General features: G+C 71.1%; 24 protein-coding genes. 9 read left to right on the forward strand and 15 right to left on the reverse strand.

Going from position 1 to position 21,741, the window contains the following annotated elements:
• The first annotated feature begins 31 nt into the window (after positions 1–31).
• Positions 32–322: an antibiotic biosynthesis monooxygenase family protein gene (locus KALB_RS21075; RefSeq protein WP_030112088.1), complete on the forward strand. Its 291-nt coding sequence runs from the start codon at positions 32–34 to the stop codon at positions 320–322.
• Positions 323–387: 65 nt separating this feature from the next.
• On the forward strand, positions 388–729 hold the full coding sequence (locus KALB_RS21080; RefSeq protein ID WP_025357697.1) for a hypothetical protein: 342 nt from the start codon (positions 388–390) through the stop codon (positions 727–729).
• 69 nt (positions 730–798) lie between these two features.
• On the opposite strand, the gene KALB_RS21085 is transcribed toward KALB_RS21080, so the two are convergent.
• Both KALB_RS21085 and KALB_RS21090 read right to left on the reverse strand, forming a co-directional pair.
• The gene (locus KALB_RS21085; protein WP_025357698.1) at positions 799–1,680 is read right to left on the reverse strand and encodes a Vgb family protein; all 882 of its coding nucleotides are present in this window, start codon (positions 1,678–1,680) and stop codon (positions 799–801) included.
• Between the two features lie 31 nt (positions 1,681–1,711).
• Complete coding sequence (locus tag KALB_RS21090; protein WP_420811829.1) at positions 1,712–2,173, reverse strand: MarR family winged helix-turn-helix transcriptional regulator; 462 nt, start codon at positions 2,171–2,173, stop codon at positions 1,712–1,714.
• A 36-nt stretch (positions 2,174–2,209) separates the two neighbouring features.
• On the opposite strand from KALB_RS21090, the gene pip reads away from it, so the two are divergent.
• Positions 2,210–3,169, forward strand: coding sequence for a prolyl aminopeptidase (gene pip / locus KALB_RS21095; protein ID WP_025357700.1), 960 nt, complete (start codon positions 2,210–2,212; stop codon positions 3,167–3,169).
• Positions 3,170–3,231: 62 nt separating this feature from the next.
• On the opposite strand, the gene rox is transcribed toward pip, so the two are convergent.
• Positions 3,232–4,659 carry a rifampin monooxygenase gene (gene rox / locus KALB_RS21100; protein ID WP_025357701.1) on the reverse strand — a complete coding sequence of 476 codons (1,428 nt, stop codon included), beginning with the start codon at positions 4,657–4,659 and terminating at the stop codon, positions 3,232–3,234.
• A gap of 614 nt (positions 4,660–5,273) precedes the next feature.
• On the opposite strand from rox, the gene KALB_RS47655 reads away from it, so the two are divergent.
• Together KALB_RS47655 and KALB_RS21110 are read left to right on the forward strand one after the other, a co-directional pair.
• Complete coding sequence (locus tag KALB_RS47655) at positions 5,274–5,525, forward strand: TauD/TfdA family dioxygenase (RefSeq protein WP_025357702.1); 252 nt, start codon at positions 5,274–5,276, stop codon at positions 5,523–5,525.
• The gene (locus KALB_RS21110; RefSeq protein ID WP_025357703.1) at positions 5,519–6,430 is read left to right on the forward strand and encodes a GNAT family N-acetyltransferase; all 912 of its coding nucleotides are present in this window, start codon (positions 5,519–5,521) and stop codon (positions 6,428–6,430) included. Before KALB_RS47655 ends, KALB_RS21110 begins: the two co-directional genes overlap by 7 nt.
• Here the strand turns inward: KALB_RS21110 and KALB_RS48565 are convergent.
• From KALB_RS48565 to KALB_RS21140, 6 genes are all read right to left on the reverse strand, one after another.
• Positions 6,382–6,726 carry a DUF4158 domain-containing protein gene (locus KALB_RS48565; protein WP_025357704.1) on the reverse strand — a complete coding sequence of 115 codons (345 nt, stop codon included), beginning with the start codon at positions 6,724–6,726 and terminating at the stop codon, positions 6,382–6,384. The genes KALB_RS21110 and KALB_RS48565 overlap by 49 nt on opposite strands.
• 27 nt (positions 6,727–6,753) lie before the next feature.
• Positions 6,754–7,608 (reverse strand): oxidoreductase, encoded by an 855-nt coding sequence (locus tag KALB_RS21120; RefSeq protein WP_025357705.1) that lies wholly within the window; start codon positions 7,606–7,608, stop codon positions 6,754–6,756.
• A 112-nt stretch (positions 7,609–7,720) separates the two neighbouring features.
• A complete protein-coding gene (locus KALB_RS21125) occupies positions 7,721–8,596 on the reverse strand; it encodes a helix-turn-helix transcriptional regulator (RefSeq protein ID WP_025357706.1) in 876 nt (291 codons plus the stop codon).
• Between the two features lie 127 nt (positions 8,597–8,723).
• Complete coding sequence (locus KALB_RS21130) at positions 8,724–9,911, reverse strand: site-specific integrase (RefSeq protein ID WP_420811830.1); 1,188 nt, start codon at positions 9,909–9,911, stop codon at positions 8,724–8,726.
• 69 nt (positions 9,912–9,980) lie between these two features.
• The gene (locus KALB_RS21135; protein ID WP_025357708.1) at positions 9,981–11,204 is read right to left on the reverse strand and encodes an RNA polymerase sigma factor; all 1,224 of its coding nucleotides are present in this window, start codon (positions 11,202–11,204) and stop codon (positions 9,981–9,983) included.
• The gene (locus KALB_RS21140; RefSeq protein ID WP_025357709.1) at positions 11,201–11,713 is read right to left on the reverse strand and encodes a MarR family winged helix-turn-helix transcriptional regulator; all 513 of its coding nucleotides are present in this window, start codon (positions 11,711–11,713) and stop codon (positions 11,201–11,203) included. The genes KALB_RS21135 and KALB_RS21140 overlap by 4 nt, the downstream gene beginning before the upstream one ends.
• Before the next feature lie 58 nt (positions 11,714–11,771).
• Here KALB_RS21140 and KALB_RS21145 point away from each other — a divergent pair, with 58 nt between their 5' ends.
• Positions 11,772–13,019: an amidohydrolase family protein gene (locus tag KALB_RS21145; RefSeq protein ID WP_025357710.1), complete on the forward strand. Its 1,248-nt coding sequence runs from the start codon at positions 11,772–11,774 to the stop codon at positions 13,017–13,019.
• Here the strand turns inward: KALB_RS21145 and KALB_RS21150 are convergent.
• The 3 genes from KALB_RS21150 to KALB_RS21160 all read right to left on the reverse strand — a co-directional run bounded on the left by KALB_RS21150 (position 12,993) and on the right by KALB_RS21160 (position 15,870).
• Entirely contained in the window at positions 12,993–14,543 is a 1,551-nt protein-coding gene (locus tag KALB_RS21150) for an FAD-dependent monooxygenase (protein WP_030111559.1), read from the reverse strand. The genes KALB_RS21145 and KALB_RS21150 overlap by 27 nt on opposite strands.
• A 71-nt stretch (positions 14,544–14,614) precedes the next feature.
• Entirely contained in the window at positions 14,615–15,217 is a 603-nt protein-coding gene (locus tag KALB_RS21155; RefSeq protein ID WP_025357712.1) for a TetR/AcrR family transcriptional regulator, read from the reverse strand.
• 53 nt (positions 15,218–15,270) lie between these two features.
• Positions 15,271–15,870 carry a CatB-related O-acetyltransferase gene (locus KALB_RS21160; RefSeq protein ID WP_042222331.1) on the reverse strand — a complete coding sequence of 200 codons (600 nt, stop codon included), beginning with the start codon at positions 15,868–15,870 and terminating at the stop codon, positions 15,271–15,273.
• A gap of 488 nt (positions 15,871–16,358) precedes the next feature.
• On the opposite strand from KALB_RS21160, the gene KALB_RS21165 reads away from it, so the two are divergent.
• Positions 16,359–17,498 (forward strand): coiled-coil domain-containing protein, encoded by a 1,140-nt coding sequence (locus tag KALB_RS21165; RefSeq protein ID WP_025357714.1) that lies wholly within the window; start codon positions 16,359–16,361, stop codon positions 17,496–17,498.
• Positions 17,499–17,756: 258 nt separating this feature from the next.
• A complete protein-coding gene (locus tag KALB_RS21170) occupies positions 17,757–18,266 on the forward strand; it encodes a RipA family octameric membrane protein (protein ID WP_025357715.1) in 510 nt (169 codons plus the stop codon).
• A 56-nt stretch (positions 18,267–18,322) separates the two neighbouring features.
• Here KALB_RS21170 and KALB_RS21175 read toward each other — a convergent pair whose 3' ends face one another.
• The 3 genes from KALB_RS21175 to KALB_RS21185 all read right to left on the reverse strand — a co-directional run bounded on the left by KALB_RS21175 (position 18,323) and on the right by KALB_RS21185 (position 21,204).
• Positions 18,323–19,012, reverse strand: a complete 690-nt coding sequence (locus KALB_RS21175) for a DUF4328 domain-containing protein (RefSeq protein WP_030108602.1) — start codon at positions 19,010–19,012, stop codon at positions 18,323–18,325.
• A gap of 125 nt (positions 19,013–19,137) precedes the next feature.
• Entirely contained in the window at positions 19,138–20,646 is a 1,509-nt protein-coding gene (locus tag KALB_RS21180; protein WP_025357717.1) for a hypothetical protein, read from the reverse strand.
• A 150-nt stretch (positions 20,647–20,796) separates the two neighbouring features.
• The gene (locus KALB_RS21185; RefSeq protein ID WP_025357718.1) at positions 20,797–21,204 is read right to left on the reverse strand and encodes a RidA family protein; all 408 of its coding nucleotides are present in this window, start codon (positions 21,202–21,204) and stop codon (positions 20,797–20,799) included.
• A gap of 108 nt (positions 21,205–21,312) precedes the next feature.
• Here KALB_RS21185 and KALB_RS21190 point away from each other — a divergent pair, with 108 nt between their 5' ends.
• Positions 21,313–21,693: a winged helix-turn-helix transcriptional regulator gene (locus KALB_RS21190; RefSeq protein ID WP_025357719.1), complete on the forward strand. Its 381-nt coding sequence runs from the start codon at positions 21,313–21,315 to the stop codon at positions 21,691–21,693.
• Positions 21,694–21,741: the final 48 nt, after the last annotated feature.

A 21,741-nucleotide genomic window follows, 5' to 3' on the forward strand; every position in this document is an offset into this window, starting at 1 on the left:
AATCCGCACACGGCATGGCATGGTGTGCGGTGTGGTCGTCGTCTTCGCCGAGATCGTGGTGCGTCCAGGGCAGAGCGAGCCGTTCGTCACCGCCTGCCGCCGGGGCTTCGACCACGTCATGGCGGTGCCCGGCTGCAAGTCGGTGCGGCTGACCAAGGACCTGACCGATCCCGACCGGTTCCACGTCATCGCCGAGTGGGAGAGCCTGGACGCGCTGCACAACGGGTTCTACGGGTCGGGGGCGTTCACCCGGTGGCGCAACGAGGTCAGCGAGTACTTCGCCGAGCTGCCGCTGGTGGAGCACACCGTGGACGTGGACTGACCAACAGCGGACCCGGTGGGCGATAGCCTGGTTCCGGAACGACTGGGACGAAGGCGCGGAGACAGATGAGCGAGACCGATCCGCACATCCACGTCGAGCAGAAGGTGCTGGAGGCCGGCCCCACTGTCCGCAACCTGGTCTCGTCGATGCTGGGCCGCGTGACCGACGCACCGAGTGTCGTCACCACCGGCTGCGGACTCCAAGTGCCCTACGCGATGACCTCTCCCCGTCCGGAATGCGTCACCTGCCTCGCCTGCCGGGAACACGCTCACCGGGAGTACCTGCGCTTCGCCGGGCGGATCGAGCGCCTGGGCCGAGGCCCGATGCCTGGCGTGAACATCACTGGCGACCAGGTGGCCGAGGCGGTGGAAAGGCTCCGGGACCTGGCGAGGAGGTTCTCCGGCTGATGCGGCGCCTCCAGGAAGGCGCCTACCGCATGGCGGGGAAACCTGGGGCACGCCTCGAAGTCCCCCGCGCTACGGGCCGACCGGCCAGCGGGCGAGCACGCCGATCTCCAGCGCGGTCCACACCGCCCCGTCGGGGCCGACGGCCAGGCCGTGCGGCTCGGACTTGGCCACCGGCAGCTCGTGCAGCTCGATCTCGCCGTCCACGCTGATCCGGCCCAGCCGGTTGCCGCCCCACTCGGTGAACCAGCAGTGACCCGTGCCGCCGGCGATGATGGCGTGTGGCCGTGCGGCGCGGTCGGGCAGCGGGTACTCGGTGACCTTGCCGTCCACGGTCATCCGCCCGATCTGACCGGCGCCGATCTCCACGAACCACAGCGCACCGTCGTCCCCGGCGCAGATGCCCACGGGAGCCGCGGCCTCGGTGGGCAGCGCGTGCACCACGACCTGGCCCTCGGTGTCGATCCGGCCGATGGCGTTGGCCTGGTTGAGGGTGAACCACAGGGCCTGGTCCGGCCCGGCGGCGATGGCCGAGGGGAACGCGCCGCGCACCGGCAGCGGGTACTCGGTGACCTGCCCCTCGACGGTGATCCGCCCGATCCGGTCGCTGGCGGTCTCGGTGAACCACAGCGCCCCGTCCGGGCCCGTCGCGATGCCGAACGGCCCGGCCTGCGGTGTGGTGAGCTCGAACTCGGTGGCCTCGCCTTGCACGGTGATCCGGCCGATGCGGTGGCCCTGGTACTGGCTGAACCACAGGGCACCGTCCGGCCCGGTGGTGATCACCGTGGGGCCGGAGCCCTCGGCCACCGGATACGTGCTGAGCTCGCCGTCCACGGTCAGCCGACCGATCCGTCCACTGTGGACGAGCGTGAACCACAGGGCCCCGTCGGGTCCGGTAGTGACGCTGTACGGGCCGCTGTCGGCGTCGGACACGGTGAACTGCTGGAACGGCACTGGTTTCCCCCTGGGATCGGCAACCCGGATGCTAACCCAGCTCCGACACGACCCGCTCGCGCATTGATCGCCGCTCCAAAGCGGCCAGCGCCTCGTCGACGAGCCTGCTCAGCGGGTACGGCAGCTCGGCGTCGAACTCCCGTGCCGCCGCCGAGGTGGCCGCCCACTCGCGGTCCAGCACCGGCAGCAGCCGCTCGCCGGTCGGCGTGAGCCGGACGATGCGCTGCCTGGCGTCCTGCCCGGGGCTGAGCGCGACCAGGTCCTGCCTGGCCATCTGCGCCACGGTCTGGCTCGCGGCCGAGTGCGTGACGCCCACGGCCTCGGCCAGCGCGCGGATCGAGGCGGGGCCGTCGGCCGCGAGCGCCCGCGCGAACGGGGTGAAGCGCGGGCGGAACCCGGTCAGCCCGAGCTCGGCGTACACCTCGGCGACCCCGTCGTCGAGCAGGTCCAGCAGGTGGCGCAGGCGGGTGCCGAGCAGCTCTGAGGAATTCACGAGCAGAATATAACAGCGCTGTTGTATTCTCCGGGCATGAGCGACCCCTACCCGCCGATCGAGCCGTACGAGCACGGCATGCTCGATGTCGGCGAAGGCAACCACGTCTACTGGGAGGTCTGCGGCAACCCCGAGGGCAAGCCCGCGCTGGTGGTGCACGGCGGCCCCGGCTCGGGCTGCTCCATCGGCCACCGCCGTGCCTTCGACCCGCAGCGCTACCGGGTCGTGCTGTTCGACCAGCGCGGCTGCGGGCGCAGCACCCCGCACGCCGGGGACCCGGCCACCGACATGCGGCACAACACCACCGAGCACCTGCTCGCCGACATGGAGAAGCTGCGCGAGCACCTGAGCATCGACAAGTGGCTGCTCTACGGCGGTTCCTGGGGGTCCACGCTGATCCTGGCCTACGCCCAGCGCCACCCGGACCGCGTGTCGGAGGCGGTCATCTGCTCGGTGACCACCAGCAAGCACTCCGAACTGGACTGGCTGTACCGGGGTGCGGGCGCCTTCTTCCCCGAGCAGTGGGAACGGTTCCGCGACGCCGTGCCCGAGGCCGAACGGGACGGGGACCTGCTCGCCGCCTACGCGCGGCTGCTGGAGGACCCCGACCCGCAGGTGCGCGCCGCCGCGACGACCGCGTGGGCCACCTGGGAGGACGCGGTGACCTCTGCGGAGCCCAACGGCAAGAAGAACTCGTTCAGCGATCGGCCCGAACACGAACTGCGTGCGTTCGTGCGGATCTGCGCGCACTACTTCGCGCACCGCTGCTGGCTCGAAGACGGCGTGCTGCTCCGCGAGGCGCACCGGCTCGCCGGGATCCCCGCCGTGCTGATCCACGGCCGCCTGGACATCAGCGGGCCGGTCGGCACGGCCTGGGAGCTGGCCAAGCGCTGGCCGCAGGCCCGGCTGGAGATCGTCGACGACTCCGGGCACACCGGCAGCGACGCGATGCGCGACCGGGTGCTGGCCGCGCTGGACGGGTTCGCGAAGCGCTGAACCGTGCGCTCAAGATGGTGGGCCGCCTGCCTCGCCCGAGGCGAGGCAGGCGGCCCGCTCATTCAGCTGACGGCGGCGCCGAACCACTTGGGTAGCTGGCTGATCAGCTCCTGCTGGTCTTCGCCGACCCACGCCACGTGGCCGTCCGGCCGCAGCAGCACCGCCGGTATGTCCAGTTCCTCGCTTATGTCGACGACGTGGTCGACCCGATCCGCCCAGCCCACCACCGAGAGCTGGCCGGTCTGGTCGAGCAGCAGCCCGCGGCCGCCGTGCATCAGCCCGTAGAGGCGCCCCCGCTTCAGCCCCACGTCCCGCATCCGCCTGCCGAGCAGCTCATGCCCCTCTCCGAAGTCGTAGCGGACCCCGATCGCGGTGATCTTCTCGATCAGGTACCGGTTCACGACCTCGAAGTTCATCAGTTCCGACAGCAGGCGGCGCACGGACTGGGGGCCCGGCTCGGTGGACAGCAGCTCCATCTGCGCGCGGGTGTTGTTCAGCACGTCGGCGGCCACCGGGTGCCGTTCGGTGTGGTAGCTGTCCAGCAGTCCCTCCGGTGCCCAGCCGCCGATCTCGGCGGCCAGCTTCCAGCCGAGGTTGAACGCGTCCTGGATGCCCAGGTTGAGCCCCTGCCCGCCGGTCGGCGGGTGGATGTGCGCCGCGTCGCCGGCCAGCAGTACCCGGCCGGACCGGTAGCGCTCGGCCTGCCGGGTGGCGTCGCCGAAGCGGGACAGCCAGCGCGGTGAGTGCACGCCGAAGTCGGTACCGGCGAACACCCGCAGCTGCCGCTTGAACTCCTCCAGGGTCGGCGGAACCGAGCGGTCCTCGGCCAGCCCCTCGGCGGGCACGACGACGCGGTAGATCCCTTCCCCGAAGGGCCCGACACCGAACAGCTTGTGGGTCTTGCGGATCTCGGCCACCACGGCGACCACCGTCTCCAGCGGCACGGCCACCTCCATCTCGCCCACCAGCGTCTCCACCCTGCTGGGCTCGCCGGGGAAGCCGACGCCCAGCAGCTTGCGCACCGTGCTGCGGCCGCCGTCGCAGCCGACGAGGTAACGCGAGCGCAGCTGCGTGCCGTCGGCCAGCTCGACGGTCACCCCGTGGTCGTCCTGGCTCAGCCCGACCAGCTCGCAGCCAGGCCGGATCTCGGCGCCGAGCTCAACGGCGCGCTCGGCCAGCAGGCGCTCGGTGATGGGCTGCCGGATGCCGAGCACGTAGGAATGCGCGGAGTCCAGCCCGTCCGGGGTGGGCGCTTCGATGGCGGCGAAAAAGCCGCCGACCGGGGACTGCTTGCCGTGCGCGAGGAACCGCTCCAGCAGACCGCGCTGGTCCATCACCTCGATGCTGCGCACGTGCAGGCCGAGTGAGCGGACGAACGTGGTCGGCTCCGCCTCCTTCTCCAGCACGAGCACGTGCACGCCGTGCAGCCGCAACTCGCTGGCCAGCATCATGCCGGTCGGTCCGCCGCCGGCAACGATCACGTCAATCATGAACCGCCCATTCACTGAGGTTGCATTTCGGCCAGCCGCTCCGCATTTCCGCAGGTTCTGGCTTCGGCCGGAGATTCTGCGGCACGACCCGGGTCTTGCCGCAAGGCCCCCAGTGCGCTATATCTTAGAAGTGGCAAGGAGTGGGCAATCTCCTTGCCTTTGCTTTTTCCTCGTCCACTGTGGACGGACAAGCTCCTCCCGAAGCGGTGCGGCGGACATCGCCGGGCCCGGTGCGGTCTGATCTCGCCTCCTGGTAGCAACGGCCGGAAAACCAACGATCGCCACCGAGCCGGTGCCTGCGCGTTGTGCCGTGACACGCCCTCCGCCGCAACGCGGCACCTGCCATTCACCCTGGGCTATCGTGGGCCTGGGCAATGCACAGACCCCTCCCCGAGCTGACCCAGCCCCCACGCGGCCGAGGACAAGATGGCACCGCCTCAGTGCGAACGGCACCCGACGTGATCACCTGTTGTCCAGGGCTGACCTCGCGGGGTGCGAGGGACCTCGCTGGAGGACAACCTGATGGCACGCCACAACCACACCCGACGCCGGGACGTCCGCGCCTAGCGCACCTGTTCCATCCCAGCACACTGCCCGCCGAGGTGGTAGAAATCATGACCGCCGAGTGCGGGGTCGACGGGTTGCCCCGCAATGTCGTATACGGCGACGGCGAGCCCATCGAGGATGAGGTGATCACCCTGATCAAGCAGGTGTACGACGAGGCGCGACTGCGTTTCCCCTGGCAGCGTGCAGATATGCTGATCGTTGACAACTTCCTGGCCACCCACGGCCGCGATCCGTTCGGCGGTGACCGGCGGGTCCTGGTCGCCACGTCCGATCTGTACACCGCGGGGGCGCTGTGCTGATCCGCCACGCCACGGCGGCTGAATTGTCCTCGCCTCCGGCGTTCATCGTCACGGACCCGGTCGGCTTCGTCGACGATGATCAGCTGCGGGTGGAGGCGGCCGAGAACCGGATGCGCCCGGAGTGGACGTGGTTCGCCCAGGACGGCGACCGGATCGTCGGCCGCGCCGTGTGGTGGGGACGGTCGGACAGCGAGCAGCCGATCGTCCTGGACTGCCTGCACGTGCTGCCCGATGTGCCCGATCGCGTCGGGGTGGCCGCCGCGCTGCTGGACAAGGGACACGCCGAGTTCGGCGTGTTGCCCAATTACCGGCTGATCCTGCGAGGCGGTTGCGCGGTGGACGCGGTGTCGTGGCGCTCGGCCGCCGCGTCGGCCTCGGGGCTGACCGATGTGATCGAGCGGCTCCGCTTCGAGTGGACGCCCGCCGACGGCTTGCCCGTCGGCTCGGGGCGGCTGGTGTTCCGCCCAGCCGAGGACGCGGAGTTCCTCGCGGTGTTCCGCCGGGTCGCGATCGGCAGCCTGGATGTGGCCACGCAGCGGGACATCGAGTCCGGCGGGGTGGACGCGCAGGCTCAGGGCGATCTGGAGTTCTACCTGTCCTGCCCGGGTGAGCGTTCGTGGTGGCGGATCGCCGAGACTTCAGACGGCTCGCTCGTCGGATTCGCGATCCCATCGGCGACCCCGCATTCCCGGAATGTCGGATACCTGGGCGTGCTGCCGGAACTGCGCGGCCGGGGCTACGTGGACGATCTCCTGGCGGAGGTCACCCGGGTGCACGCGGCCGACGGCGCGGACCGGATCACCGCGACCACCGACGTGCCGAACAAGCCGATGGCCGCAGCCTTCCGCCGGGCCGGTTACCAGATGACCGAGCAGCACACCGTCTTCGGCCCACCCCGTAGCTGACCGCGGTCAGGCTGGGTTGGCGCGCCCCGGGCGGTCGGATCAGCGGGCTCGGACAGCGGCCTGCAGGGGGCCACCGCCAGGGGCACCGCGTGCACCTCGTCGGGCACGAACCCCAGCCAGGGCAGCGTGCACAGCTGCACGGCCACGCCCAGCACGTTCGCCGGGCCCCGGTGGGAGCGGGCGAACAGCTCGTCGGCGTCGGTGAGCGTGAAGAACCGCATCAGCTCGTCCCGGCTGATCTCGGGAAACCGGCGCAGCCGGTCCAACTCCTCCTCGTTCGACGACTGGTCGACCACGCGCTCATCGCACCAGCGACCGCTGTGTCAGGAGGAGACGGTGACTCCGCCCTTGGGGGAGTCGGTGGACAGGCTGAGGTCCTGCCAGGTGTCGATGTCGTCCTGGACCCGCTGGCGACCGGCCGCGACCAGGCGCAGCGCGTCCGAGCCGAGCAGCAGGTGCACGGGAGCGGTCTCGGCGTCGAGCACGGTGAGGATGGCCTGGCCGGCGCGATCGGGGTCACCAATCCCCTGACCGGCCAGGGCCTGGCGGCGGGCGCGGATCGGATCGAACAGCTCGTCGTAGTCGGGGATGCCTCGTGGCGCGCGGGCCAGCGACCGGCCCGCCCAGTCGGTCGCGAACGCGCCGGGGGCCACCGCGGTCACCCGCACCCCGAACTGCGCGACCTCTTGTGCGAGTCCCTCGGTGATGCCCTCCATCGCGTGCTTGCTGCCCTCGTAGAACGACAGGCCGGGGAACGTGGTCATCCCGCCCATCGAGGTGATCACGAAGATGTGACCGCCGCGCCGTTCGCGCATACCGGGCAGCACGGCCTTCATGGTCGCCACCGTGCCGAACACGTTGACCTCGAACTGGCGGCGCAGGTCGGCCATCGGGGACTCCTCGAAGGTGCCCTCGACGCCGTAGCCGGCGTTGGCCACGAGCACCTCGATCGGCCCCAACGCGACTTCGGCGGCGCGCACGGTCGGCTCGATCCGGTCCTCGTCGGTCAGGTCGAGGAGGAAGGCCCGGGCGCGTTCGGCGTCCAGGGCCTGGAAGGCGGCCGCGTGCTGCTCGGTGCGCACCGTGCCGGCCACCCGGTGCCCGGCCGCCAGCGCCCGCCGGGCGATCGCCAGTCCGAGCCCGGTGCTGACACCGGTGACCAGGAACGTCTTGCTCATCAAGGATTTCCTTTCAGTGACGGCCATCGAGGCCGCGATCGAGCGCCGGCTGGCGCGTGCGCGGCGCAGTCGTGTCTGGGTGATGGAGGTGGCCGAATGCCGCTGGGGGCTGTCAGGAGTCGGCGTCGGCGCCCCGGGGTGCCGTGGCTGTGTGCTCGCTTCCCCAGCTGGCGAGCAGCCGCAGGCGCTCCTCACTGGGGGAGCCGGTCGGGGCGGAGTAGACCAGCATCGACAGACTGGGGTCGGCGACCGGGGTGAAGATCTCGAATTGCAGTTCGAGGTCGCCGACGATGTGGTGGTGGATCCGTTTCCTGCCGGTGCTGCGTTCGTGAACGCGGTGCTCGGACCACCACGCTGGGAACTCCGGTGACCGCACCATCAGCTCGCCGATCAGGTTGGTGATGCGCTGGTTGCGGGGCTGGTCCGCGGCGGCCAGCCGCAGCACGTGGACGTAGTCGCGGGCCACGCGCTCCCAGTCGCACCACACCAGGCGCGCGCGGGGGTCCAGCAGCGTCCAGCGGACCATGTTGCGTTCCCGGCGAGGCAAGGTGGCGATATCGGGGAACACCAGTGCCCACAGCGCGTTGCCGGCGACGATCTCGAGATTGCCGTCACGGACGTAGGCAGGGCACAAGTCCATCGACTCCAGCACCTGTCGCATGGCCGGCCGCAGTCGCGCCGAGTGCTCGCCGCGGTCCCGCGCCCTGGATGCGGTGCCGGCGAGGGTGAACAGGTGCCGCCGCTCGACGTCGTCCAGCCGTAGGGCATCGGACAGGGCAAGCAGCACCTGCTCGGAGGCCTGTCCGGCGCGACCTTGTTCAAGCCGGGTGTAGTACTCGGCGCTCACCCCGGCCAACCGGGCGACCTCGGCGCGTCGCAAGCCGGTGACGCGGCGACCGACACCGAGCTCGACCGGGAGACCGATCTCCTCCGGTGTGAGTCCGGTGCGGCGGGCGCGGAGGAAGTCGCCCAGTTCCTTGTTGGCCATGCCTCAAGTCTGAACTCGCTGTGATCACCCGCCAATGGGGTAGGTGGCCCTGCGCGGACCCCCCAAGCAGATCCGCAGGCCGGGAGCTTGACTGCGGAGACCAAGCTCCTCGCCTGGGTTGAGCGGATCAGAGCCCGAGCTTGGTGACCGCGTTGTCGTCCAACGGGTTGGCCGTGCGGATGTAGCGGTGCACGGTGCGCGGGTTGGTCCACCGGCCCTGCCGCATGATCTCGCGGTCGGTGGCACCGCCCAGGGCGGCCTGCGTGGCGAAGCCCGCGCGCAGCGAGTGCCCGGAGAACAGGTCAGGGTCCAGCCCAGCCCGTTCCGCGTAGCGCTTCACCAGGTCGGCCACGGCACGACCGGTCATCGGCCGGTCGCCCAGGTGGCCGTGCCTGCTCACCGAGGGGAACAGCGGCTGCGGCCAGGTCGGCCCCGTGCGGTAGCTGTGGCAGCGGTGCACCTGACGGGCCGGTTCCTCCCGTTCGGACAGCCACTGGGCGAGCGAGCCCCCGGCGTGCGCGGCCAGCAGGTCCGCCCACTCGGCGAAGGCACACACCGCGCAGGTGTGCGGCCGTTGCCCACGGGGCAGCACGACCCGCTGGTGGTGCACGCCGGTCGGATCCGTCTTCGTCACGCCCAGGTCCACGATCAGCAGCGGCTCGCCGGTGCGCGCGTCGGTGTCGACCTGCACCGAGTCCAGGTGCAGGCCCGCCAACTCGCTGCGCCGCAAGGCGCCCGCGAAACCCATCAGCAGCAACAGGGCGTCCCGTCGGCGGGCGATGCCCTGCGGCCAGCCGTCCGCGGGCAACTCCGCGAGCAGGGCCTCCAGCGTGCCGAGCAGTACGGGCCGCTTGCGCGTGGGCTGGGCCTTGCGGACCCGCCGGATCCCGCGCAGCGTCAGGCGAACCACGTCGGCGCGGGTGGGGGAGGGCAGACCGTTCGCGGCGTGCACCGCGGCGATCGCCGCCGCCTTGCGGTCCAGGGTCGCCGGGCTGAACGCCCACTTCGTGCCGCCGTCCGCCGCGATCCGCGTCGCGTCGGCCGCCGCGGCCAGGTACACCGCCAGGTCCAGGGGTTCCGCGGGCAGGGCTTGCCGCCCCTCGCCCGCACACCACGCCGACCAGGCCAGCCAGTCGGTGCGGTAGGCGCGCAGCGTGTTCGCCGACTGGGACTCGCTCAGGTAGTGCGCCAGCGACTCGGCCTGGGCCCCGTCGAACCGGTCCCGGACGGCGGCCAGTGCGGCGCTGTCCACCAGCACGCTCTTGGTGCCCCGGCTCAGCGCGGCCCGAACCGGCTCCGGCAGTGCGACCTCCACGGTGATCATCCTAGGCGGGGTGTGGCGTGAAGGTGGCTTTCACTGCACTGGGCGCAGTGAAAGCCACCTTCACGGCGTTCTGGTCGCCAGCCGGGCGGCCCGTTCCGCCAGGTAGCGCTGCTCGGGCCCGCTCGTGGTCCGGCTCGCGGCGAGCAGGTAGGCCTCGCGCGCGTCGGCGTGTTCCCCGGCCAGCTCCAGCAGGTGTGCCCGCACGGCGGCGAGCCGGTGGTGCGCGGCGGTCCGGCGGTCGGAGTCCAAGCCCGCCAACAGGTCCAGTCCTGCCCGCGGACCGTCCACCATGGCCAGTGCCACGGCCAGGTTGAGCGTCACCACCGGGTTGGGCGCCATGCGCTCCAGCAACCGGTACAGGGCGAGGATCTGCGGCCAGTCGGTGTCCTGCGCCCGCACGGCCTCGGCGTGCACCGCACTGATGGCCGCCTGCACCTGGTACGGCCCGAGTGCGCTGCCGGTGAGCGCCTCGGTGATCAGCGCGACGCCCTCCTCGATCAGCGGGCGGTTCCACAGCGTGCGGTCCTGCTCGTCCAGCGGCACCAGCCCGCCGTCGGGGCGGGTCCGCGCGGCGCGACGCGAGTCGGTGAGCAGCATCAGCGCGAGCAGGCCGGTGACCTCCCCGTCCTTGGGCAGCAGCCGGTGCAGCTCGCGGGTGAGCCGGATCGCCTCACCGGTCAGGTCGGTGCGCTGCAACTGCGGGCCGGAGCTCGCGGTGTAGCCCTCGTTGAAGATCAGGTACAGCACGTGCAGCACGGCGACCAGCCGTTGGCCGCGCTCCTGCTCCGGAGGCGGCGCGAAGCGGGCACCGGCCGCCTTGATCGCCGACTTGGCCCGGCTGATGCGCTGCGCCATGGTCGATTCCGGGACGAGGAAGGCGCGGGCGATCTCCTTGGTGCCCAGCCCGCCCACCGCGCGCAGGGTCAGCGCCACCTGGGACGGGGCGGACAGCGCGGGGTGGCAGCACAGCAACAACAGGGTGAGCGTGTCGTCCTCGGCGACCGGCTCCGCGTACTGCTCGGCCGGGGACATGGCGGCCACGGAGTCCTCGCGGCGCTGCCGTGCCGAATCGCTGCGCAGCTGGTCGGTGAGCCGCCGCGCGGCGACGGTGATCAGCCACGCCTTGGGGTCGGCGGGCACGCCCTGCTCCGGCCACTGCATGGCGGCGGCGAGCAGCGCCTCCTGCACCGCGTCCTCGGCGGAGTCGAAGTGCCCGTACCGGCGGACCACCGCGCCGAGCACCTGCGGGGCGAGTTGGCGCAGCAGGTCCTCCGGCGGGCTCATGCCGACCAGACGCCGCGTCGTGGCCGGTCCAGCACGGCGAAGACCTCGCGCAGCGCCTCGGTCGCGGTGCGCAGGACCTCCGGAGGCAGGTCCGCGAACACCTCCTCGTGCGCTGCGGAACTGGCCTTGACCGCGGCCTCGGCCAGCCGCCCGCCCTGCTCGGTGAGGCAGATCAGCGTGCCGCGGCCGTCGTCCGGGTCGCTCTCGCGGGTGACCAGCCCGCGCGCGGTCAGCCGGTTGACGATGTTGCTCGTGCCCCCGCTGGACAGCAGCAGCGCGCGCCCCAGCTCACCGGGCTTGAGCCGGTACGGCGGTCCTGACCTGCGCAGACCGACCAGCACCTCGTACTCGGCCGGGGTCAGGTCGAAGGCGGGCAGTTCGCGCCGGGTGGCCGCGTCCAGGTCGGCGGCGAGCACCAGCACCCGCTTGACCAGCTCGGTGCCCGGCCCGAGCACCTCGGGCAGCTCCGACTGCCAGGCCGCGATCAGCTGCTCAACCCTGTCGGTCACGGCGCCAGGGTATTGCACAGCGTGATAGCTTTTCCGAAAGCTTTCTGAAGGGGGATCCGTGCGCCATCTACTCATCCGCAACGGCCTGCTCATCGACACCGACCCGATCAGGGTCTTGGCGGGTCACGACCTGCTCGTGACGGACGGCCGCATCGCCGCGGTCGGGCCGGGGCTGACCGCCGAGGGGGCCGAGGTCCTCGACGCCACCGACCGGATCGTGCTACCCGGTTTCGTGGACGCCCACCGGCACACCTGGCAGACCGCCCTGCGCGGGGTCGCCACCGACCTGGACCTGGGCGGCTACCTGGACCTGGTCGCCAAGCGGTTCGCGCCGCACCACCGGCCCGCCGAGGTGCACACCAGCACCCTGGCCGGCGCGCTGGAGGCGCTGGCCTCCGGCATCACCACCCTCCAGGACTTCGCGCACATCCAGTTCAGCCCGGAGCACGCCGACGCCGCCGTGTCCGCGCTGCGGGCCTCCGGCATCCGCGCCGTGTTCGCGCACGGCAAGCCCGTGTTCGGCCCCGACCTCGGTGCCGAGGAGGTCCGCCGCGTGCACCGCGAGCACTTCGCCTCCGGGGAGGACCTGGTCACGATGGCCCTCGCACCGACAGGACCTTCTTACGCCCCAATGGATCTGGCCCGCCGAGACTGGCAGCTGGCCAGGGAGCTGGGGCTGCGCATGTTCGTGCACACCGGCAGCGGCCCGGTCGCCGAGCGTCCCGTGCACGCGTTGCGGGACGCCGGACTGCTCGGTGCCGACATCACCTTCGTGCACGCCAACTCGCTGCCGGACGAGGAACTGGACCTGATCGCGCGAGCAGGCGCGGCCGTGGCCATCACCCCCGCCGTGGAGGCGCGGATGGGGCACGGCGCCCCGATGATCGGCCGGTTGCTCCGGCACGGCATCAGCACCGGCCTCGGCGTGGACGTGGTGACCTCGGTGGCCGGGGACATGTTCTCGCTCATGCGCGCCGCGCTGCTGACCGGCCAGTTCGGCGCGGGCATGCGGCCCACCCCCGCCGACGTGCTCCGGCTGGCCACTGTGGACGGTGCGGCGGCGGTCGGGCTCGCCGACCGGGTGGGCTCGCTGGCCCTGGGCAAGCAGGCCGACCTGGTTCTGTTGCGCGCCAACGACGTCAACCTGCTCGGTGGACTGCACGACCCGGTCGGCACGGTGGTCACGGCAGCGCACCCCGGCAACATCGACACCGTGCTCGTCGGGGGCCGTCCGGTGCGGACCTCGGTCCCCGACGAGCTGGTGCTGGCCGTGCGCGAGTCAGCCGCCCGCCTGGCCGCGGTGTAGCGTGGGGGAGCCGAACCACCGGCTCGCCGCCTCGGTCAGCTCGGCGAGGTCCAATCGAGGCGCCGAGCAGGCCCAGGCCACGTAGCTGTCCGGGCGGATCAGCAGCGCTGTCGCGTCGATCGGGGTGAGCGACCGCGCGCTGACCACGTCGACCTGCTCATCCAGCCCCGGCACGGCATCCCCGCCGGTGAGGTCCAGCAACAGCGGACGGCCGGTCCGGCACAGCTCGGTCAACCGGACCGGTCCGTCCGCGGTGTGCAGGTCCAGGTCCGGCGCGAACCAGCCCACCAGCGGGTGCGGATCCGGCAGGCCCATGTCGTAGCGGATGTCGGTGCCGGACATGAGGTCGGCGATGCGCTGCACGCTCTGCTTGTCTCCCAACAGTTCCGTGAACAGCTGGCGCAGCGCGGTGACGTCGTCCCCCGGCGCCACCAGTGCCTGCTGGGCGCCCGCGAAGACGATCGTGCGCTCGGCGGCCTGGCGGCGCTCCGACTCGTAGGTGTCCAGCAACCCGTCCGGGGCGGTGCCGCGCAGCACGGCGGCCAGCTTCCAGCCCAGGTTGACCGCGTCCTGCATCCCGAGGTTGAGCCCCGCGCCGCCCGCGACGTAGATGTGCGCGGCATCGCCGACCAGGAACACGCGGCCGCTCCGGAACCGGTCGGCCACCCGCGTGTTGCCCTTGTTCCTGCGACGCAACAGGTGTGGCCCGTCCCCCTCGGGCGGGCCCAGCGGGACGTCCACGCCGAGCACGCGCCGGACACTGGCCCGCAGTTCGTCCAGGCTCATCGGTTCGTCCGACTCGGGCTGGTCCCACTCGGTGGTCGCGATGGTGGGGGACTGGCCGGGCAGCGGTGCGTAGGCGAACCCGCCGCGCTCGGTGCGGTGGCTCAGGAACGGCAGCACCGTGCCGTGCCCGGGCACCTCCAGCGCGCCGGTCGCGGGGTTGATCCACTCCGCGGGCACGGTGGCGTGCGCGGTGCGCAGAGTGGTCCGGTCGTAGCTGACGCCCGGGAACCCGATGCCCGCCTGCTTGCGCGTGACGCTGCGCGCCCCCTCCGCACCCACGTGGTAGCGCGTCTGCAGCCGGTACGGCCCATCCGGACCGGTGACCTCCAGCGTGACCCCGTCCTCGTCCTGGGCCAGGCCGGTGAGCTCGTGCCCGCTGCGGATCTCCGCACCGAGTTCGAGTGCCCGCTCGGCGAGCACGCGCACCAAGTGCTGTTGGGCGGCGGGCAGGACGTAGAGCGGGCTCTGGTCGAGCAGGCTCAGGTCCAGGAACAACGCTCCGAACATGAAGTACCCGGAGTTCGGCCGCGGCGGCTCGACGCTGCCACTGAGCCGTTCGTACAGCCCGCGCCGGTCCACCATGCGCACGACCTGGCCGATCATGCCGTTGGCCTTGGGCTCGTCACTGGGCTCCGGCAGCCGTTCCAGCACGATCGGCCGGACCCCGGCCAGCGCCAACTCGCAGGCCAGCGCCAGGCCGTTCGGCCCGGCCCCGGCGATCACCACGTCAGCGATCATCGTTGTTGTCCCCCTCGTTCGGGCAAGACGAATCAGCCCGACCCACGCCGGGCGATCGTCCGCAGATGTCCTTACCTGGCCGGGAATCCGGCCCTGAGCTGGCCGAAGGCCTCGCGCAGCACCGGCCCGATCGGCATCGGCGACTCCGCCCGCAGGCTGTGCTCCGTGGCCGCCGCGATCGCGCCGGTCACCGCCGCGGCCAGCAGCTTCGGGTAGAGCTCGCGCTCCAGGTCGGTGCCGGTTCGCTCGGCGATGGCCTTGGCCAGTTCCACCTGAGCCGCCGCGTTCGCCTTCAGCGCCTCACCCTGCACGGCCGGTTCGCTGAGCAGCCGCCACACCGCGGCGTGCCGGTCCGGGTCGGGCGGCGCCTGCCCGAGCTCGAACTGGGGGAGCACCGCGTTGGTGATCGCCTCCCACAGTGGCTCCTCGGCCGGGCGTGCGCACAGGTCCTCACCGATGCGCAGCATGCGGTCGAAGTGCGTCGCCGCGACCGCCTCGGCCTTGTTCGCGAAGTAGTTGCGGAAGGTCCGCACCGAGACGTTCGCCGCCTCGGCGATGTCCTCCACCGAGACGTTCTCCCAGCCGCGTTGCAGCCCCAGGCGGATCGCCGCCAGGCTCAGCGCCGCGCGCGTCTCCCGCTTCTTGCGTTCACGCAGCCCGAGGCCCTCTGTCATGGCACCACCGTAGCAAAACTTGCCAAAAGTGCAATGTTGCCGGTGCGGCAAGTTCAGGGGGCTATCGCCGCCAGTTCGTCCACCGTGCCAGACATGATCGTCCGCACGTGTTCGGTGATGTGCTCGGCTGGCCAGTCCCACCACGCCAGCTCCAGCAGCCTGGCCACCTCGGCCTCCGGGTACCGGCTGCGCACCACCTTCGCCGGGTTGCCGCCCACGATCGCGTAGTCCGGCACGTCCTGCACCACCACCGAGCCGGTGGCGATGATCGCCCCGTTGCCGATGCGCACACCCGGCATGACCGTCACGCTGTTGCCGAACCACACGTCGTTGCCCACCACCGTGTCCCCGCGGCCCGGCAGGCCCGTGATCAGGTCGAAGTGCTCCGCCCAGGAACCGCCCATGATCGGGAACGGGAAGGTGGACGGCCCGTCCATCCGGTGGTTCGCGCCGTTCATGATGAAGCGCGTGCCCGCACCCAGCGCGCAGAACCGGCCGATGCGGAGCTTGTCCGGGCCGTAGTGGTAGAGCACGTTGCGGGTCTCGAACTCCGTCGCGTGCTCCGGGTCGTCGTAGTAGGAGTACTCGCCGACCTCGATCAGCTCACTGGTGATCAACGGCTTGAGCAGGACGAGCCGGTCCTGGCCCGGCATCGGGTGCAGCACCGTGGCATCGGCTGGCACAGGACTCACGGCGGCACCCTCTCGTCGGCGACCCGCCCATGATCACACCGCCCCAGCGGCCCCGTCGCGCCGATTTCCCCGCTCCGCCCTTCCGTGCGGCGGGCCGAGCGTCATGAAGGTGCCGTTCAGGACGTTGAGCGTCAGCAAGGGCACCTTCGTGGCACGGGGGGCGGGGCACGGCAGCACGAGGCGCGGCGCCGTCAGGAAGGTGCCGTTCGCGGCGTTAGACGTCCGCAACGGCACCTTCATGGCGCTCGGGGGACCGGGCGGCCGCGTCAGGGGTACCCAGTTTTTCGGCGGTTGGGGTGGGCGGTCCTCGGTGGTCGATGGCGGCTCTCCGGACCGTTCACGGCCAGATTCTGACTTCCGATAATGTTCACTTATCGGAAGTCAGCACCATCTGATTGAGTAGCGTTGGTAACGTTACTAATGACGTTAATACTGCTACGATATTGCTCGTGACCACCACGGAAGCCACCTGCAACTACCCGGGCTGTGCTCGGCCGGTACTGGCCCGCAAGGGCCCGGGACGGCCGTCGGAGTACTGCGATCTGCCTGGTCACGTGCGCTGGCGAGCGTGGCGCGAGCGGCAGCGGCTCAACCAGGAGGGCGATCAGGGGGCCGCGATCGTCACCGTGACGAATCAGCCTGGCCCGACGACCTCCGCGCGGATCAAGGCTGACGAACTGCTCGGCCAGTTCCGCGGGCTGTCCGAGCAGCTGACGCAGACCCTGCGCCAGGCGGTGGGCGAACTGGCCACCCTGTCGGACCCGAGCGTGGCGGAGGCACAGGTGCAGGCCGCGCAGGCGGAGGCGGCTCGCCGGGTGGCCGAGGCGGAGCAGGCGACGCTGGCGGCGGAACGGGGCCAGCGCGAGGCGGAGCGGGCGGGCCAGCAGGCGGAGGCCGCCGCTGAGGACGCGGCAGAGGCGGCGGAGCTGGCGGAACAGCGTGCCGGGGAGGCGGAACAGGCCCGGTTGGCGGCCGAGGAGGCGCTGACCCGCACGGTCGAACGCGCCGAGACCGAACTGTCCGTCATGCGCGAGCACGCCGCAGCGGAGATCGACTCCGTGCGACGGGAAGGCGCCGAACAGGTCGACCGGGTCCGGGCCGAGGCCGCTGAACAGGCCGAACAGGTGCGACAGCGTGCTGCCGACGAGCTCGATCGGGTGCGCAAGGACGCGGCGGCCGAGGTGGACCGGATCCGCGCGGAGTGCGCACGGCAGCTCGCGGCGGTCGCGGCCGAACGGGAGGACCTGCGGGCGCGGGCGGAACGGGCCGAGGTGGCCGCAGAACGGGCCGAACAGTCGGCCGAGGACTCACGGGGTGAGCTGGGCCGGGCCCGGGAGGAGCTGTCGGCGGTCCGGGTGCAGGCCGGTGAGCAGCAGGCACGGGCGCGGACCGAACTGGCGGCGGTGCGGGCCGAGGCGACCCTGGCCGTCGAGGAGGCGCGGCAGATCGCGGGCGAGCGGGTCGCCGCCGTCAACGAGGCGAGGGCGCAGACCCTGGCCCGCGCCGAACGTGCCGAGGCGCAGCTCGACCGGGTGCTGGCCGAGCTCGATCGGCTGCGCCAGGCTGCGCCGAAGCCGGAAACGCCGTAGCACCCGCCCGGTCGAGCCGGGGCGCCGCCGACCAGTCAGGTCGCGGTGCCCGGGTCGATCCCGTGGACCTCCGCGTTCGCGAAGTCCACGTCTCGCAGCCAGACCACCAGCCCCGGTCATTGCCGAGTCAGCGGCCACCCAGAGCCGCTGCGTCTGGTCATCATCCCCGTTCGCTGAGCCCTTTTCAGACTGGCCGCCGCCCGGCTCGGTTGGACCAATGCCGAGGCCCAGGACCGGGCCTGTGACGAGAATGGTGGTATGAGCGACCTCGGAGACCAGTTATGGAACACCACTGTCGGCGACGACGACTTCGCTGGGCCCGGTGAGCGGTACCGCGCGACGGTGTTGGAGCAGTACAAGCTGTGCGTGGAGATGGCCGACCGGGTCAGCGCCCGCCGCAACGCCACCAACACCTATTTCCTGTCGATCAACAGCGTCCTGGCCGCGGTCCTGGTCACCGTCGCCGGCGGCAGGCTGGCCGGGACCTCGGTGTGGGTCCTGGCCGCCGGCCTGGTGATCCTGCTCGCCCAGTGCGCCGCGTGGTTCGTCATCGTGCGCTCGTACCGGCTGCTCAACTCCGCCAAGTACGCGGTGATCGGGGCGTTCGAGGAGAGGCTGCCAGCCTTCGCCTACTCCCGCGCGGAGTGGGGGGAACTGGGCGAGGGCCGCGACTGGCGACGCTACCTCCCGCTCACCCACATCGAGCAGTGGGTGCCCGCCATCTTCGCGGCGGCCTACGTCACCGGGTTCGTCGCGCTGATCAGCTGAGCAGGACCACGGGGCGCCTGGCTGCCGCGTTCACAGCGGTGCGGGCTCCCCATTCCTCACACCGCGTTCTGGACAGACCCGTGGGTCTGCCACGTGGTGATTCGCCTCATGATGAGGATGATCAGCGCGCCGGCCACCAGGTAGAGCACCGTGAGCACGGTGGACATGTTCGCGTTGGCCAGCACGTCCTGCTCGGTGGCCTCCTGCATGGCCATTCGCCATTGGATCGGCTTGACGAGCATGCCGGCCACGAACAGCGCCCACCAGGCGTTGACCAGGGTGACGGGGGCGGGCCGTTGCGGGGCGCTGGCCTGCCAGATGTCCGACACGACCTGGTACGGGTACCACAGGTTGGCCACCGGCATGATCCAGGCGCCGACCACCCAGCCCCGGGACCGGCGGTGCGCGGCGGCACCGCCCATCAGCTCGGCGTTGATCCGTGCCCGCCACAGCCAGACGAGGAACGCCACGCCGCCCCCGATCCACACCAGCAGCGTCGGCAACGACCCCACCGCCGTGAGGACATCGGAGTCGGCGGCATCGAGGTCCGCGTCCGTCGCCGTTCCGGCCAGGTAGGCGTGGACGACGAAGTAGTCGCGCCAGTTGCCCACCGAGACCAGTACCTCACGCACGAGCTCCAACAAGATCAGTACTGTCGCGGCGGTGGCCGCGCCGGTCACCGGCCTGTGCGGTGGCGCGCTGGCTGGGCTCGTGTCCGTCGGCGTGTCCTGCTGTGGACCGTCCATGATTCCTCCCAGTCGTCGCGGGCTGCTCGGCGTAGCGGCCAGTCACGTAAGAGAAGTGACTGTTCCCGGCGGCGGGATAGCGGCCGTTCGGCTGGTCTGTTCCCGCCCGGGCGGTCGGAGTGGCGCTATCCGAGGCCGAACAGTTGCAGTGCACGGAACACAAGCCAGCCCAGCAGGCCCAGGGCCGTGATCAGCATGAGGCCTTTCCACAACGACACCTGCAAGACCATGTTGGCCCGCACGGCCATCGTCCGTTTCCGAACCCCCACCGACGCCAAAGCGGCCTTCATCGCGCGGGCCACGTTGTACGCGGAGGTGTGCACACTCATGGAAGTCAGAGCGAGCGCGTTGGCGCGAGCCACGAGGCGCGCGAGCGCACCTCGCCGGATTTTGGTGCTGGCCCCCACCTGCTGTACTTGGGGCGTCCACTCAGGATCGAAGACGATGACCGCGGAGACCCAGGGATCACCCGCGGTCGCCTGGTCCAGTTGGGACGGCACCGGCAGGAGCCTGTTCAGCCGCTCGGCCACGCCCGGCTGCCCGCCCGGCGCCAGCAGGACCAGCTTGCGCGCGGGCTGGCATGCGCGGGCCTGCTCGACCTCCCACCACAGCCCCTCGCCCAACCCCAGGCGTAACACGATGAGCTGGGACAGCTCCATCAGCCGCAGCACCACGGGCTGCCAGTCATCGCGCGGCAGGTAGAACCGCGCCGCCCCCAAGTGCGCCAAGGGTTCTCCAGGCCTGCCCACCGCGATCACGGGGCCGACCGCGCCCAACGCCCCCGCGAGCTGCTCCTCCCGCGAATGCAGGTTGACCGGCGCCCCGTCCTCGACCCGGGCCGCGGAGTCGTCGTCGGCGAAGCTACGCAGGTAGAGCACGGGTTCCCGGCCGTCGGCCAGCAGGGCCTGGGCCGCGCCGCGCGCCGAACGCGGCCGGGAGTAGCGCAGGACCAGGAACCCGGCCCCCAACGCGGCCAGCCCGCAAGGCAGGAGGAGCACCTGCGTGGCCACCGGCAGCTTGTAGCCCTGTCGTTGAGCCATGGTGACCGCGAAGAAACCCGCCGCGAACAGCCCGTACCCGGCTCCGCTTGCCGCCAGGAACACCGGCCGCCGCCACCATGGCCGACGCGGGGTGAACCGGCTGACCAGGTCGACGATCTCCGCCGCACCCGACCGGCGCCGATGCCGCAGCCACAGCGCCGGCACGACGAGCACCCCAGCGGCCACCGCCCACCACAGCGCGACCATGCCTGACGAACCGAGGTCCCGGTCAAGCGCCGCCTGATCCTGCTCGACCTGTGCCGCCAGCCCGGCGACACGCCCGTGAGCGAGGGAGATCCTGCCCTCCTGGGCGTCGCCGGCGGCGGAGGAGACCGTGGACCGGCTTTCCCCCGACGGGGCGTTGTCCTCGAACCACGCGTCACCCTCGCGGATCCCAGCCCGCGCGGACACGTCCCCGTCGGCGTAGCGGTCCAGCGCGGTGACGAAGGCGGCGGCCCGCGTCGGGGCGTCGCGGAAGCGGTCGCGGGCCCGTAGGTCCACGCCAGCGGTGACCGCCAACTGTAGTGCGACGTAGGCCGTGACGACCGCGATCGCCGTGACCAGCCGAGCGAACGCCCGTAAGCCAGGGGACACCTCGCCCCACCCCTCACCTCGCTGGTGCACCACCGTCAGGCACAGACCTCCTCCCGCCTTACCATCCCGCCCCACAGGCTGTGGCCAGTTTCCGGCCACAGCCCCCAACCGGACCACACCGCGAGTGCCCGGGCCCTGATGTGCAACTGTTCAGTCGAGGATCGCGGTGGCCTCGATCTCGACCAGATGCTCGGGGACGTCCAGTGCCGCAACACCCAGCAGCGTGGCCGGTGGGACCGGAGTGCTGCCCAGCTTCGCGGCCGCCGCGGAGATCCCCGCCAGGAGCGAGGGCATCTTGTCGGGAGTCCAGTCGACGACGTAACAGGTCAGTTTCGCCACGTCCTCGAAGGAACCGCCGACCTCGGCCAGGGCGGTACCGATGTTGAGGTAGCACTGCTCGACCTGTGCGGCGAGGTCGCCTTCGCCGACCGTGCTCCCCTCGGCGTCCCAGGCGACCTGCCCGGCGATGAAGACCAGCTTCGACCCTGAGGCGATCGACACCTGCCGGTAGACATCGATCGTGGGCAATCCGTTGGGGTTCACCAGGGTGATGGCCATGGTTCCTGCTCCCTACCAGACCGTCGTGGTCTCTTGTGGTTACTCAGGAACCGTAGGAGAGTGTTTGCTGACGTGGAAGAACGCACTTTTCAGTGACTGGGGAACCTGATGGTGATCAAGCAGTTCAGGGGCTCACCCGAGGAAGCGGACCTGAGGCGCGCGGACTCCCTGGCGCGGGAGATCTTCTCGGACGTGGCCAACAAGTGGGCGTTCCTGATCATCGAGACTCTCGGCGAGCGCACCCTGCGCTTCAGCGAGTTGCGGAACGAGGTCGAGGGCATCAGTCACAAGATGCTCACCCAGAACCTGCGCATGCTGGAGCGCAACGGCCTGGTCGAGCGAAAGGTGCACCCCACCGTGCCGCCGCGGGTCGAGTACACCCTCACCGAGCCGGGTCAGGCCCTGCGGGCAACGGTGGATGGAATGTGCGGCTGGACCCACCAGTACCTCGGTCACATCGAGGCCTCCCGCAGCCGCTTCGACGCCTGACCAGTACCGGAGCGTTGAGTGAGCCAGCATGCCGTGGTCGTGACCGTC

It is taken from the genome of Kutzneria viridogrisea DSM 43870 (genome assembly GCF_000525635.1).
Lineage (GTDB): Bacteria > Actinomycetota > Actinomycetes > Mycobacteriales > Pseudonocardiaceae > Kutzneria > Kutzneria viridogrisea.

Coding starts and splice junctions, on each gene's coding strand:
- KALB_RS21135 (WP_025357708.1), bottom strand. CDS start 11,204: ATGAGCCCGCCGGAGGACCTGCTGCGCCAACTCGCCCCGCAGGTGCTC.
- rox (WP_025357701.1), bottom strand. CDS start 4,659: ATGATTGACGTGATCGTTGCCGGCGGCGGACCGACCGGCATGATGCTG.
- KALB_RS21120 (WP_025357705.1), bottom strand. CDS start 7,608: ATGAGCAAGACGTTCCTGGTCACCGGTGTCAGCACCGGGCTCGGACTG.
- KALB_RS21080 (WP_025357697.1), top strand. CDS start 388: ATGAGCGAGACCGATCCGCACATCCACGTCGAGCAGAAGGTGCTGGAG.
- KALB_RS21170 (WP_025357715.1), top strand. CDS start 17,757: ATGAGCGACCTCGGAGACCAGTTATGGAACACCACTGTCGGCGACGAC.
- KALB_RS21150 (WP_030111559.1), bottom strand. CDS start 14,543: ATGATCGCTGACGTGGTGATCGCCGGGGCCGGGCCGAACGGCCTGGCG.
- KALB_RS47655 (WP_025357702.1), top strand. CDS start 5,274: ATGACCGCCGAGTGCGGGGTCGACGGGTTGCCCCGCAATGTCGTATAC.
- KALB_RS21160 (WP_042222331.1), bottom strand. CDS start 15,870: ATGCCGGGCCAGGACCGGCTCGTCCTGCTCAAGCCGTTGATCACCAGT.
- KALB_RS21185 (WP_025357718.1), bottom strand. CDS start 21,204: ATGGCCATCACCCTGGTGAACCCCAACGGATTGCCCACGATCGATGTC.
- pip (WP_025357700.1), top strand. CDS start 2,210: ATGAGCGACCCCTACCCGCCGATCGAGCCGTACGAGCACGGCATGCTC.
- KALB_RS21175 (WP_030108602.1), bottom strand. CDS start 19,012: ATGGACGGTCCACAGCAGGACACGCCGACGGACACGAGCCCAGCCAGC.
- KALB_RS21190 (WP_025357719.1), top strand. CDS start 21,313: ATGGTGATCAAGCAGTTCAGGGGCTCACCCGAGGAAGCGGACCTGAGG.
- KALB_RS21155 (WP_025357712.1), bottom strand. CDS start 15,217: ATGACAGAGGGCCTCGGGCTGCGTGAACGCAAGAAGCGGGAGACGCGC.
- KALB_RS21125 (WP_025357706.1), bottom strand. CDS start 8,596: ATGGCCAACAAGGAACTGGGCGACTTCCTCCGCGCCCGCCGCACCGGA.